The organism is Rosistilla oblonga (assembly GCF_007751715.1).
Classification (GTDB): domain Bacteria; phylum Planctomycetota; class Planctomycetia; order Pirellulales; family Pirellulaceae; genus Rosistilla; species Rosistilla oblonga.
Genome location: NZ_CP036292.1, coordinates 1,337,892 through 1,351,104, shown reverse-complemented (window position 1 = coordinate 1,351,104; position 13,213 = coordinate 1,337,892). Strand labels below are relative to the sequence as shown.

General features: G+C 58.9%; 10 protein-coding genes. 7 read left to right on the top strand and 3 right to left on the bottom strand.

Annotation, left to right across the window (positions count from 1 at the left end; translation table 11 throughout):
* Positions 1–7 precede the first annotated feature (7 nt).
* The 4 genes from CA51_RS04800 to CA51_RS04785 all read left to right on the top strand — a co-directional run bounded on the left by CA51_RS04800 (position 8) and on the right by CA51_RS04785 (position 4,561).
* Positions 8–1,786, top strand: coding sequence for an adenylate/guanylate cyclase domain-containing protein (locus CA51_RS04800; RefSeq protein ID WP_145124031.1), 1,779 nt, complete (start codon positions 8–10; stop codon positions 1,784–1,786).
* An 88-nt stretch (positions 1,787–1,874) separates the two neighbouring features.
* A complete protein-coding gene (locus CA51_RS04795) occupies positions 1,875–2,405 on the top strand; it encodes a DinB family protein (protein WP_145118282.1) in 531 nt (176 codons plus the stop codon).
* A gap of 22 nt (positions 2,406–2,427) precedes the next feature.
* Entirely contained in the window at positions 2,428–3,210 is a 783-nt protein-coding gene (locus tag CA51_RS04790) for a class I SAM-dependent methyltransferase (protein WP_145118280.1), read from the top strand.
* 133 nt (positions 3,211–3,343) lie between these two features.
* Positions 3,344–4,561 carry a hypothetical protein gene (locus CA51_RS04785; protein WP_145118278.1) on the top strand — a complete coding sequence of 406 codons (1,218 nt, stop codon included), beginning with the start codon at positions 3,344–3,346 and terminating at the stop codon, positions 4,559–4,561.
* Between the two features lie 278 nt (positions 4,562–4,839).
* Here the strand turns inward: CA51_RS04785 and CA51_RS04780 are convergent, their stop codons facing one another.
* On the bottom strand, positions 4,840–5,364 hold the full coding sequence (locus CA51_RS04780) for a hypothetical protein (protein WP_145118276.1): 525 nt from the start codon (positions 5,362–5,364) through the stop codon (positions 4,840–4,842).
* A 676-nt stretch (positions 5,365–6,040) separates the two neighbouring features.
* Here CA51_RS04780 and CA51_RS04775 point away from each other — a divergent pair.
* The 3 genes from CA51_RS04775 (at position 6,041) to CA51_RS04765 (ending at position 9,619) form a co-directional block, all read left to right on the top strand.
* Positions 6,041–7,597: a sigma-70 family RNA polymerase sigma factor gene (locus tag CA51_RS04775; protein ID WP_145118275.1), complete on the top strand. Its 1,557-nt coding sequence runs from the start codon at positions 6,041–6,043 to the stop codon at positions 7,595–7,597.
* Between the two features lie 164 nt (positions 7,598–7,761).
* On the top strand, positions 7,762–9,117 hold the full coding sequence (locus tag CA51_RS04770) for a tetratricopeptide repeat protein (RefSeq protein ID WP_145118273.1): 1,356 nt from the start codon (positions 7,762–7,764) through the stop codon (positions 9,115–9,117).
* Between the two features lie 88 nt (positions 9,118–9,205).
* Entirely contained in the window at positions 9,206–9,619 is a 414-nt protein-coding gene (locus CA51_RS04765; protein WP_145118271.1) for a P-II family nitrogen regulator, read from the top strand.
* A gap of 160 nt (positions 9,620–9,779) precedes the next feature.
* On the opposite strand, the gene CA51_RS04760 is transcribed toward CA51_RS04765, so the two are convergent.
* Together CA51_RS04760 and CA51_RS04755 are read right to left on the bottom strand one after the other, a co-directional pair.
* A complete protein-coding gene (locus CA51_RS04760) occupies positions 9,780–10,793 on the bottom strand; it encodes a hypothetical protein (protein WP_197451597.1) in 1,014 nt (337 codons plus the stop codon).
* Between the two features lie 60 nt (positions 10,794–10,853).
* A complete protein-coding gene (locus tag CA51_RS04755) occupies positions 10,854–13,208 on the bottom strand; it encodes a glutamine amidotransferase (protein ID WP_145118269.1) in 2,355 nt (784 codons plus the stop codon).
* Positions 13,209–13,213 lie beyond the last annotated feature (5 nt).

Below are 13,213 nucleotides of genomic sequence, written 5' to 3'. Positions count from 1 at the left end.
GAAATCGATGTTGGATCTGGTTGTCCAAGGTTCGCGAAACGAAGACCGTTGGCGTCGACCGGTCTCCGACCTCGATGCCAGCCACCCGATCGTGTTGGGTCGCGACGCGGGGACGTGGTCGATTCCCTGGGACGATCGGATCTCGCGGCAACATGTGCGCATGACGCGCGAGGGGAAACAGCTGCGGGTTCGCAGGATCGCCGCGGCCCGGAACCCGATCTTTTTCAAGGGCCAGCAGAGCGAAGAGTTTCTGATTTCGGTCGGCGAACATTTTGTCGTCGGCGCGACAACGTTCACCCTGGTCGATCGCCCGCAGCTCGATTCGCCCGATCCCGAGGGCGAGCTGACTCAACACGCCTTCGACGCTCAACAACTGCGTCGCAATCCGTTTCGCGATGCCGGCCAACGGATCGAGGTCCTGCGGCGGCTGCCCGAACTGATCTCCGGCAGCAACAGCGATCAAGAGTTATGGGTTCGCGTGGCGACGGTGCTGCTGCAAGGGATCCCCAGCGCATCCGCTGTCGCCGTCGTCGGGCTCAATCGCAGCGACACTCCGGAAATTAGCGTCCAGCATTTTGATAGCCGCGTGCCGACGTCGCAGGAACGCGCCCCCAGCGCCAGCTTGGTCCGCAAGTCGCTGGAATCGGGGGAGAGCATTCTGCATTTGTGGAACGGCGGCCGGGAGTCGCAGTTCACACAGCTCGACGGAATCGACTGGGCCTTCTGCGTCCCCGTGATATCGGGGACCGACGGACTCGGGCTGTATGTCGCCGGAGCGATGGCGGGACTGTTCGACGGCCCCGCTGGAAACGCTGCGTCGCAAGCTGCCGACGTCTTGCAGGACGATTTAAAGTTCTCCGAATTGGTCGCGACCACGATCGGCAATCTCCGCGACATGCGTGCCCTGCAGCGCCGCCAGGCCGGCTTGCAGCAGTTCTTCGCGCCGGTGGTGATGAACGCCTTGGGGAACAAAGAGACCGAAGACGCGCTGGCGCCGCGCGAGACCGAACTGTCGGCCCTGTTCTGCGATCTTCGCGGGTTCTCGCGGCAGAGCGAAAAGGCGCAAGGTCGGTTGCTGGAATTGCTGGAGCGGGTCAGCGAAGCCCTCGGCGTGATGACGCGGCACATCCTCGATTCGGGCGGCGTGATCGGCGACTTTCACGGCGACGCGGCGATGGGATTTTGGGGCTGGCCGATCGCTCAAGTCGATGCGCCCGGCCGCGCTTGCGCCGCTGCACTGGCGATCCTCGAAGAGTTCACATCAGCCGGCAGCGATGGTCGGCTGGCCGATTTCCGCTGCGGGATCGGGATCTCCAGCGGACGCGCCGTCGCGGGGCGGATCGGGACTGTCGACCAAGTGAAGGTGACAGCGTTTGGCCCGGTCGTGAACCTCTCCAGTCGCTTGGAAGGGATGACGAAACAGTTGTCGGCGGAGATCTTGGTCGACGAAATCACCGCTCGATATGTCCGCGACTTCGTCCCGCCAACGACTTGCCGGATCCGACGACTAGCCCGTGTCCGGCCGGCCGGAATCGAAACGCCACTGGTCGTCAGCCAGATCCTGCCTCCCGAAGGTCCGCTGTGTGGGCTGACCGATGCTGACATCGCTACTTATGAAGAGGCGCTCGACGCACTGTTGGACAAGCGTTGGGGAGATGCCTTTGAACGCTTGCACGCGGTCCCGGCAGCGGACCGCGCCAAGGACTTCTTAACCGTCTATATCGCCCAACATGGCCGCGTCGCGCCGTCGGACTGGAACGGCGTGATCGACCTGCCGAAGTACTGATGGTGCTATCACTGGCAGGGATTGCCCGTTAGGATTCTGCTTCGCGTCGCGGTTGTTTTTGCGTTGCGTGAATAAGGAATTTTATCGCATGAGCGTTGAGCTAGATATCGAAACGGTCGAGAAGAGCCGAGCGGTGGCATTGGGGCAAATCGAATTTGCTCGCCAGTACACGCTCGAACTGCTCGACAACACGCCGCAAGAATTGTGGTTTCAAATGCCCGCCGGCCTGCCAACTCACGTCGCTTGGCAAGTCGGCCACCTCGCCTATTCGCAGTACGGCCTGCTGGTCTTCCGGCAGCGCGGCCGCGAGCCCGAGGACCTTGAATTGGTCCCCGGCACGTTCCGCAAGAAGTACGGCCGCGGGACGACGCCCGACGCCGATCCGGCTGGCCAGCCGACGCCCGACGAACTGCTGCAACGGCTCAGCACGATCCATCAACGATCGATCGAGGTTGTGACCGAAAGCTCGCCGCAGCGATTGCTCGAACCGATCGACATGCCCTACGCGGTCTATCCGAACAAACTGGGGGCGATTCTGTTTTGCCCGCTGCACGAACATATCCATGCCGGACAGATCGGTCTGCTGCGGCGGATGCTCGGCCTGAATCCCGTCCGATAACGAAGCGAAAGAAGCAAGCACAGTGGATGTTGTCAACGAAAGTATCTACGACCACCCGAAGTACTACGACCTCGTCTTTGGCGCCGACTGCGCCGCCGAGATGGGCTTCATCCGCGACATCAACGACGTCTATCTGGGCGGCAAGGCGCGGCGGCTGTTCGAACCGGCCTGCGGCACCGGACGATTGTTGTACGGTCTTGCCAAACACGACTTCGAAGTTTCCGGGATCGACCTGAATCCCAAAGCTGTCGAGTTCTGCAACAAGCGTTTCGAACGCAAAGGCATGAAACCGACGGCCTGGGTCGCTGACATGAGCGATTTCAAGCCGAAGCGAAAATGGGACCTCGCCTTTAATACGATCAACAGCTTCCGCCACCTGACGACCGCCCAGACCGCTCACGATCACATGCGGTGCATGGCGGCGGGGACGAAAAAGGGAGGCATCTACCTGGTAGGGATTCATCTGACGCCTACGGCGGCGGCCCCCAGCGAAGAGGAGTCGTGGGCGGCGCGGCGTGGACACCTGTCGATCGTGACGCAGATGTGGACCATCGAACGCGCCCCGCGAAAACGGATGGAACGCTTTGGGATCCGATTTGATATCTTCACCCCCAAGGGGCAGAAGCGGATCGCCGACGAACTGCGGCTGCGATCTTATACGCCCAAGCAATTCCAGTCGCTGATCGATACCGAGGGCAGCTGGGAGATCGCCGGTACCTACGACTTCGGCTATGACGTTTCGGAGCCGATCACGGTCGATGCCAGTTGCGAAGACGTCGTCTACGTGCTGCGGAAGCGCGGATGATCGATTCGCGGGCAGAACGGTTGCACGTTTCGCTCTGGCGAGCCCCAAGATATTTATGTATCCAGCAATAGCTAGCCATGGTAGACTGGCAGGCTGGACATCCCATGAATTTACGCTTGGCATAGTTGGATAGATGGCGGATCCGACAGTTCTTAACGAATCGGGCCTCGACGCGGCGTCACGCGACTACGTTGCCTGGGTTGCCGACGCGCTGTCGCTGCAGATGCAGACCGATTCGGGTGGCGGCATCGCCCTGATGCCGCTCGCACCGCCAGCCGACAACGAGCCTCCACCGGCTGCTCCAATCTCGTTGGACACAACCAGCGACCTAGCCAAACTGTGGGACCTTCAGCGACAGTTTGCTGGCGGAGCAACCGAGGCTCAAGCGTCGGGGGAACCGAGCCACGTTCCCGGGATCGCCGCCGTCGTCTTGGAACCTTACAAGATCCGCGACGGCCGCGTGCAATTGGCTGGATGTACGCTGGAACCGAGACCCTTCCTGCGAATCAGCACCTTGGGTTCGGAGATCGAACATCACTGGTTCGGTCGCGATGGTATCAAGATCGACACCGATCTGTTGAACCGATTGAACCTGGACCGCCTCGATGCCATCCCACCGCGGCTGAAGCCCGGGGATCAATCGACGATGACAGCTTGGATCGATGCCGCCGCCAGCAGTCTAGGAACGACGCAGCGGATCGGCGTCACTGTCGCCTGGTCCCAATGGGTCGCTGGCAAGGTGCGGATCCAATTCGACCAAGGCGCTCAAACATCGCTCGCCTTCCAAGGCTGGGCGATCGAATGGGAGAAGGGACTGCTGCCCCCTCCGATGTTCAAGTGTCCGATCACCGATATCGAATCTTACGACCTCGTCTGCACCGAGGACGGAACGATCACCGCCCGCGAAGGAGTCGGCCGTTGCGAGCTGACCGAACGAGAAGTCTTGCGGACAGAACTGGGGCAATGTGCGGTCTCTGGCAAAAACGTGCTGAACGACATGTTGACCACGTGTCCGATCTCGCATGAGCGATTCTTGAGCGAACTTGCAAAAAAATGTGACTGGTGTCAGCGGCTCGTTTCCCCGCATGCGATGGATAAAAATCGCTGCCAACAGTGCTCCAACGCAACGCAAAACGAAGCCCTGCAAAACATAGTGGACAAACTACAGTCGGCCCATCCCGAATACCAAAAGCTATCTAACTGGCAGGGCTGGGTATCGGACGAACTAGCGCTGCTGATCGGACGCCACTGGTTCTCCGAAACACTTCTTCTGGTCAGCTGTCCCGACCTGCAGATCCAACGCATCGGATCGCGACGACGGTTCTCGAAGTCGTGGCATTTCGACGCCTGAGACATCCCTCGAAGGCTACACCGCAAAGCGCTTCGCAGCGGCACCTATCCGTAGCGAACCTCGCCGAGAGTTTCGATGCTCCTCGCCAAGCAAGACGTGACAAACCTCGCCAGGAGTTTCGTCACTCGCCAAGCATCGCGTAGCGGCAGTCGTCGAGACTTTCGAACCCCGCCGTGGCCCTAAAGTCTCGACGACTTCCGCTACGCCAAAAGCGCAGAAACCCTATAACAGAAATGCTGGCCAGCGTTGCCCCTGGAGGGACGAACAAAGCAGCCTGCTTATCGGCCGGATGACCGCTTGGTGACGACGAAGATCAAGCCGCACAAGCTAACCGCAGTCGCGGCATAAGCTCCAAACGCCCAGTGCTTCCAACTCTCGCGATACGCATCGACTTGGGCATATCCTGGCATCCGCCGCGTTCCCATCCCGGGCTGTCCGTAGTTCACCCAGAACTCGAGCAATTGAGCTGCCGAGTGGTTCTCGATCTCCTCCTGCCCCATGGCGATCATCGCCTCAGGCGTCGGCGGCTTTTCGATCTGCAACCATCGGTAGCTGGACCACGCCGACATGCCTAGCGAAGCTACCAAACAGGCAAAGATAACCGAGAAGAGAACACCTTGGGGAGCAGACCACCCCCTGGAAGGAGACGCCTCTTCAGCAGCTTGTGTGACTGGCAATTGTTTCAAGTCTCGCAGCTTCGGCAACTGGACCGATTGATTGCAGTGGGGGCACTGGATCGACTGCCCCGCTTGAGCCGCGGAAATCGGAAAGCTTTCGCCACAAGGGCAGGTGAATAAGTGCATAAGTCCGAATTTTCCTGCTAATTATCAATCTTTGGCATCAAAATTTATCAAGCGAATCGAGTCTAACCTCAAAACGTTAACACTAGACTGTAGGGTGTTTGTGACTAGAATTCGAGTAACCACTGTCGTGCTCAACAAATCAGAGCGAATCGGGTCGCATCCAACCTCCCGACGCTTCTATCAACGGACTCGATCGTCCGTACAACACTCGTCTGGGATTCGCGAGTACAGGTGTTACGACAGTGGGTGATAGGGGGTTCTGTGTGTTTTCGGCGAATCGGAAGACTTCATGAAAGTTTGTCGATTTTCACGGCGACGCACATCAGCCGCTCACAAGAAATTTGCACTGTGACTGCGCGATCTTCTGTTCGTGATCAATGCGATTACCGACTCGGGGTCTAGGAAAAAATTGGGATGCATCCGCAGCGCCGACAGAGAACCTAAGCTTAAATGTTTCTGTTCCCGCCGGCTCAGCTTACGCTGCCACATCAAGCCGGAAGGTTTGTGCAATTACAAAGTTTTAACAAATGGTTTCGGGGAGCCGAAGACGCGCGTAAGGGTGGTAAAGTTACATGTCGCTGATATGAATGAGCGACGTGGAGGCAGCTTTATGGAGGCGATGCTGCCCCGCCGGACACGTGCCACAGCCAGATAATTAGCCCACAGGAGTAAGGACTTGTACGATTCGCTGTTGGACGATTTTGAAGATGATGCCCCACGCGACGACGCCGTGGAGGGGTTTCGTAAAATACCTATCGAAGATGAAACCGATGATGATGCTGCATTAGATACCGAACAAGTTGCCGAAGGCGACGTCCAACTGGAAAGCCCAGACGAACTGCTGGCCGAAGTCGAGAGTGATTCGTGGTCCGATGATCCCGTTCGCATGTACCTCACGCAGATGGGCGAGATCCCGCTGCTGACGCGTCGCGAAGAGATCCTGCTTGCCAAGCGTATCGAGGAGACACGCCGCCGCTTCCGTACCAAGCTGCTCGAATGCGATTACGTGATCCGCAACGCGTTCAAGACGTTGCGCCGCGTGAACAACGGGGAACTTCCCTTCGACCGCACCGTGCAAGTCTCGGTAACCGATCGATTGGAAAAAGACCAAATCCTCGGCCGTTTGCCGCACAACCTGAAAACGCTCGAAGTTCTGCTGAAGCGGAATCAACGCGACTACCGGACCGCGCTAAGCAAGTCGGAATCGAAGGAACGTCGCACCGACGCTTGGCGTTCGTTGGCCCGTCGTCGCCGACGCGCCGTTCGCTTGGTCGAAGAGCTTGGTCTGCGGACTCAGCGAATCGAGACGATGATCGGAACGCTGGAGAAATTCAGCCAACGGTTGGACGATCTCAAAGTAGAGATCTCGAAACTCGGTCGCAAGAAAGAGGACCGCGAACTGAAGGATCGCTTGTTGCAAGAGTTCCGCACGATCATGGTCGCCACGCAAGAGACGCCCAAGAGCTTGCGAGAACGCGTCAACATGCTGAAGACCGTTTATTCGGAATACCAGCAGGCCAAGCGCGAACTCAGCGAAGGTAACTTGCGGTTGGTCGTTTCGATCGCCAAGAAGTATCGCAACCGTGGCCTCTCCTTCCTGGATCTGATCCAAGAGGGGAATGCCGGTTTGATGCGTGCTGTCGACAAGTTTGAATATCGCCGCGGTTTCAAGTTCTGCACCTATGCGACCTGGTGGATTCGCCAAGCGATCACCCGCGCCGTTGCCGATCAGAGCCGTACGATCCGAATTCCTGTGCACATGGTCGAAACGATGAGCCGCGTGCGGAACGTCGCTCGCCAATTGCTGCAGGAACTCGGCCGCGAACCAACGATCGAAGAGACAGCGCGTCGCGCCGAGACAACCGTCGAAGAAGCGCGTCGGGTATTGGCGATGAGCCGCTATCCGATCAGCTTGGATCGTCCGGTTGGCAATAGCGAAGACAGTCAGTTTGGCGATCTGTTGCCCGACGGCACGGCCGAAAGCCCTGCGATCGGTGCAGCTCAAGAGATGCTTCGCGGCCGAATCAATTCGGTCCTGAAGAGCCTCAGCTATCGCGAACGCGAGATCATCAAACTGCGTTACGGCCTTGGCGACGGCTACAGTTACACGCTTGAAGAAGTGGGGCACATCTTCAAGGTAACGCGAGAGCGGATTCGTCAGATCGAAGCCAAAGCGGTTCGCAAGCTGCAGCAACCTAGCCGCAGCCAAGATCTCGTCGGCTTCCTCGACTAGTCCACTGGGTCGACGCCCCGTCCTCGCCATCGACGCGATGACGGCGGCCGACACCAACGACATCGAAATGCCCTCGGTCTCATCCACCGAGGGTTTTTTGTTGCCTTGTGCCTATCGTCATTTGTCTTCTTGAACAGCAAGCGACCACGGGGAAGATTGGGGCCATGCCAACCGTCCAAGAGGTTCTCAACCAAGGCTGGACAATCCAGCAGCAGGGGAACTACGCCGCCGCCGAAAAAATCTATCGGCACGTCCTGCAACAAGCTCCCGGTTCGGCCGCCGGTTGGTGCTATCTGGGAATTGCGTTGTACGACCAACGCCGCTTCGAAGAATCCGAAGCGGCATACCGCAAGGCTTTGTCGCTACAAAACCACTTCCCGATCGCCTGGAACAATCTCGGCAACACGCTGCGGATGCTGGGGCAGGTCGAACAAGCCGACCAAGCATTTGAAACCTCGCTGCAGCAGGCCCCAAAGTACTTAAGCCCGCTCAAGAACCGCGGCACGCTGTGGGTCTGGACCGGGCAGATCGATCGCGGCCTGGCGGCATTCGAAGCAAGCCTCGAGGTCGCCCCGAACGATCCCGAACTGCATCGCAATCTCGGCGTCATCCACCTGCTGAAGGGAGACTTCCGCCGCGGCTGGGACGAATACCGCTGGCGTTGGAAGATGCCCGGCTTCGTCCGCCCCAACGTCTCCCAACCAGTCTGGGATGGCAGCGACCCGCAAGGCAAAACATTCCTGCTCTATTCGGAACAGGGACTCGGGGACGCGATCCACTTCGTCCGGATGGCGATCGCCCTCAAGGAGCGTGGGGCGCGAACGATCGTTCAAGCGGCTCCCAAACTGATCCCGCTGCTGAGCACATGCCGCGGCATCGACCAACTGATTCCCGAGGGGATGCTGCCGGGGAACTTCGATTTCCATTGCTCCTTCATCGACGCCGCCGATCGGCTGGGGATCGATGCGGACTCGATTCCCGACGTCGGCCCCTACCTCGGGCCGTCGGAAAACTTGCAAGCGTACTGGGCAAACTGGCTCGCCCAGATCCCCGGCAAGAAAAAGGTAGGCATCTGCTGGCAGGGGAATCCGCAGCACCAAGCCGACATCTTCCGCTCGATTCCGCTGCAAGCCTTTGAACCGCTGGCGTCGATTCCCGACGTGCAACTCGTCTGCCTGCAGCACGGATTTGGGATCCAGCAGCTTGATCAAGTCGACTTCGCAGACCAAATCGTCCGATTGCCAGCGAACCTCGACCAGTCCAGCGGTGCCTTTATGGATACCGCAGCGATTATGAAAGGCTTAGACCTGGTCGTGACCAGCGACACCTCGGTCGCTCATCTCGCCGGAGCCCTGGGAGCACCAGTCTGGGTCGGACTGCCAAAGGTCCCCGATTGGCGGTGGTTGCTGCAGGGGGATTCGAGCCCCTGGTACCCCTCGATGCGGCTATTCCGTCAGCCCGAGATGAAAAATTGGGCTGCCGTGATGGCAGAAATCAAGCTTCACCTAGAACGGTTTTAGCGCAACGACTCGCGAAGGACGCTGAGAATGCAAGCTTTCGCAGCAATACAGAACAAAAGAAGCACTTTCGTCGCAACTGGCACGCCAGTTGCTCAATGCGTCAGGCAACAAACTCCAGCCCGACAAGCAGGTCGGCTTTAATAACCTTGATAGGAATCGGATGAAAAGAATAGAAGCAATAATCGACGCGGAACACCTCGAAGAGGTTAACGCCGCTTTGGAGGAAATTGGTGTCCACCGGATCCTGGTCACCGAGGTGCGCGGTTTCATCCGCAAGCAGATCCAAGCGTCGGGGCTCGACCGTTCGGGAAGCTTCTTCTTTGTCCCCAAGTGTAAACTCGACGTCTCGGTTGTCGACGCGCATTTACGCCGCGCAGCGCAAGCAATCTCTGCAACTTCGAATACGCGAGTGCTGGTCGACGGCAAGCTCTTCCTGGAAGACGTGGAGGCAGAGTTGACACCCCAATGGGGAAATGCTGAACTCAACAGCGTAGCTTCCTAAAGCTCCAGTGGCCAAGCAGGTGTGGCGTCGGCGCGAGCCCACCTGCTAGCAATTGCCACTTCGGCAGGCAGCCCATCTACCGCTGCCTCGATCACTTTCTTTGCGGTGATCGAAAAATCTGCCCAGCTCCCGACAGCTTCTTTGCCCTCGGCGATCCCGATCATTCGCGCTGCGATTCATCCGAGTCCTCCGCTTCGGCGGCGGCGTACAGTTCCGCCAGCTGAAGCATTAAAGGTTCCAGTTGCGCGAAGTACTGATCGGTGGCGAATTCCGATTTCCGCAGCTTCAGTCGATCGATCTCCGCTTCGATCGCCGCCCGTGATTCCCGCTGCGCCGGGGCCAGCACAACGGCCTGCGGCGATTGAAAGATCACCCGCCGCGCGGCAACGCCGCCGTCGCGAGCCGCCTTGGGCTGGGGAACCGCGACCGCCGTGGTCCCTTGAAACATCGTCGCCGGCGTTCCCAAACGATCGCCACTGTCGTCGATCAACGCATGTTCGGTAGCGATTCGGTTCTCCGATTCATAGAACTTGGCAACCTGATCCGACGCGCTCAGGAAGGCCTCCAATAGCGAGACTTCATCGTCGTGGTCCAAATCGGCGGCGATGTCCGAAATCGCTTGCGAGAGATAGTCGCCGAAGCGAGCAAAGTTTTGCTCCTGCCCACTTTTGGTAGCCGTCACGATCGTCCGTCCCGCAGCCGACAATCGATTGATAAACGGACCGCTCGCCGACGCGCAGTTCACCACAATCAAAGGACTCTTCATCGGTTCGATCCAGCCGTTCAACTCCTCCGCCGAAACATCGGGTCCGCGAAGATTAAACTTCGCCGCCTTGCCGTCGAACGTGCCGTGGCCGATCAATACGATCCAAACCGCTTCGGCTTTTAAATCGCTCAGTTCCGCCAGTCGCTCGTTCAAGCGATCCTTGTCGCTCGAATCGCTCTGGCCCTCTTCGCGACCTATCTCGTGATAGCTTGCCCCGTCGAGCAAACCAGCCGCCGATTTCCAGCGATCGGCCCAAGTCGCAAACGCTGTCTGATATTCCTCGCTGCCGCCGGCTCCCACGACGACCAACACCTGCGGCGGAGCAGAGGGAGCGTCGTCGCTGCGGGCGACGCGAACCAACATCAACACCGCAATCAAGCAAGCCAGCGAAGGGATACGACGAATCATAGAGGTCTCTGTCTTGTTGAGTTTCGTAATCTGCGGGGCAAGGCTCCAGCGAGCCTTACTTTAGGGCATCCCATGAAAACGGCGGACGCCCCATTCGCCACACAAACAGGCGAGGGCGAAGATCAAAACCCACGGACCGTGCCACAGCGGAGCGAGATGCCGCTGAGTCAGTGGAATCTTTTTGTTGTGCAAATTCGCAACAAACGAATCGAGGTCGTCCTGCGGAATCACTTCGCCTCCGGTTTGATCGGCGATCTGTTGCAACAAGTCCTTATTGACGGCAAGCCGCTGGAATTCGGCGGTCGCCGTTTCAGTAGTCCAGCCGGCCTGCTGGCTGCCGATGTCGCTGCCATCGGGGCCCGTCGCGACAACTTTCACGCGATAGGCTCCATCTTTGCTGGGCCAATAGCTGGCGGTGTAGACTCCGGCGGCTTGATCGCTGGGCTGCGTCGGCAATTGCATCTCTTCGCCGTCGGGCAGCACAACCGTCAGGGCGACCGAAGCGTTATCCAACGGCAGAAACTCCGGATTGCGAACCGTCACGGCGATCTCGATCGGCTTGCTACTGTCCTTGGATTCCTCGAGATCGATCTCGACGGCGCGCGGCACGTCGGCGATCATCCAACGAATCGTCTGCCGCCAGACCTGCTGCAAGTCTTCGTTTTCGCCAGGCTTCCGCCGCATCCCCCACCGCCACAAATCGCCGATCAACAACGCCCCGGACCTTCCCTTGCCATAGCGTTGGACGACAAGTGCCGGTTGCTGGCGATCGCCCGTTTGGGCAGATGCCAACATCGACGCCCCCGGCTTCACATCGCCGACGCGGTTGAGCGTGCCGAACTCCGGCATCTCGGCCAAGCGTTTCTTTTCAGCGACTTCCGTCTCCCGCAACCTCAGCCACGGTTGCAGCCAGCCCTCGCGTGACAGTTCCATCCGGGCGACCGTTCCGCCCGAAGACTCATTACCGCGAGGCAGATAGACCGGCATCAGATCGGCCAACGGCGTGTGTTCGTAATCACCACCAGCAAACGATTCCTGGCCGCCGAGCATCAGCAAGCCGCCACCGCGAGTGCTGACGAATTGACGCAACATCAGCATCTGATCCTGCGTAAAAAACTCGGCGTCGACGTCGTCCAAGATGATCGCGTGGTATCCGAACAACTCCTCGGCTTGGCGCGGAAAACCTTTGCTCAGTTGTTCCGCTTCATCGACGCCCAATCGCAACAGCACCGGTTCATCGTACTGCTCGGCACTCTCCTCTTCGTTTTCATCGAACCCCGAAAACAACGGATTGGATGAATTGACGCCGCGATCGCGGAAGCTGAACTTGGGCTCCTTGCGAGCGATTCGCAACAGTCCCACCAAACGGATTTCATCATCCTCCTGCAGCGCCCGTCGCAGGAATTTGAATTCCCAGTTCGGTCGCCCCGCGACGTACAGCACACGATAGGGACCTTGGTCGCGATCGATCGCCAGCAATCGCGAATTGTTCGCAAGCGTCGCTTCGACCTTCGTTTCGCCCTGCAAATAGGCAGTCCGTTGCGATTTGGGAAACGTATCGATCGAATAGAACTGCAGTCCCGATTTCTTCGGGCGGAAGCGGAACTCGACGTCGGCGGTCGGCTTCGCCTGCGTCAATTCCACCTCCTTTTCTTCCACCGCGACGCCCTCCGCATCGAGCAAGCGGACGACAACCGTCGACTCTTTTATACCGGTGGCGGACAGCTTCGCAGTCACCGTCACCGGGGAGGCTTCAAAGTTGGTTTGGGCGGTGCTGACCTGATCGATCTTGAGGTCCGCGATCGCTTGATCGACCGAATCGGTGACCAGATAAAGAGGAAAGCCGAGCGAAGACCAATCGAATCCGGTGTCGGTCAGATCGGTTGCGTTCCCGTCGGTGAACAGCATCAGCCCGGCGACGGGACGATCGCGAAACCGCGCGGCCAACGTCGCAAGCGTGCCCGTCAGCGACGACGACGCGCCGTCGAATTCGAGCGTCGATAGATCGTCGACGTTTTGCAAGCTGCGATCGAAAGCATAGCGTCGCACGTCATAATCTTGCGATAGCCGCACCTGCCAATCCGCATCCGGTTTCAAGACCGCGGCCAATCGTTCGCTGCGCGGCTGCGATTGACCGGGGCTGCGGATCTGCATGCTGCGGCTGTTATCGACGACCACGCCGATCAAATTCGCATGCGGTCGCGGACGCTGACTTTCCAACATCGGTTGCAAAAGGCATAACGCGAGAGCGGCGATCGCGATCCATTTCAGCAGCCCCGCAAAAATCAGCGGCCCGCGGCGCGACGATCCCCCACGACGCCAATAGGCCCACGCCACGACAAGCAGCGACAATAGGCAGATTGCCACGGCGGCAGCGGTCCATTGCGGAGCGGCTATAAGAATCGAATCAAACATAAACT

Coding starts and splice junctions, on each gene's coding strand:
- CA51_RS04800 (WP_145124031.1), top strand. CDS start 8: ATGTTGGATCTGGTTGTCCAAGGTTCGCGAAACGAAGACCGTTGGCGT.
- CA51_RS04795 (WP_145118282.1), top strand. CDS start 1,875: ATGAGCGTTGAGCTAGATATCGAAACGGTCGAGAAGAGCCGAGCGGTG.
- CA51_RS04785 (WP_145118278.1), top strand. CDS start 3,344: ATGGCGGATCCGACAGTTCTTAACGAATCGGGCCTCGACGCGGCGTCA.
- CA51_RS04780 (WP_145118276.1), bottom strand. CDS start 5,364: ATGCACTTATTCACCTGCCCTTGTGGCGAAAGCTTTCCGATTTCCGCG.
- CA51_RS04770 (WP_145118273.1), top strand. CDS start 7,762: ATGCCAACCGTCCAAGAGGTTCTCAACCAAGGCTGGACAATCCAGCAG.
- CA51_RS04760 (WP_197451597.1), bottom strand. CDS start 10,793: ATGATTCGTCGTATCCCTTCGCTGGCTTGCTTGATTGCGGTGTTGATG.
- CA51_RS04755 (WP_145118269.1), bottom strand. CDS start 13,208: ATGTTTGATTCGATTCTTATAGCCGCTCCGCAATGGACCGCTGCCGCC.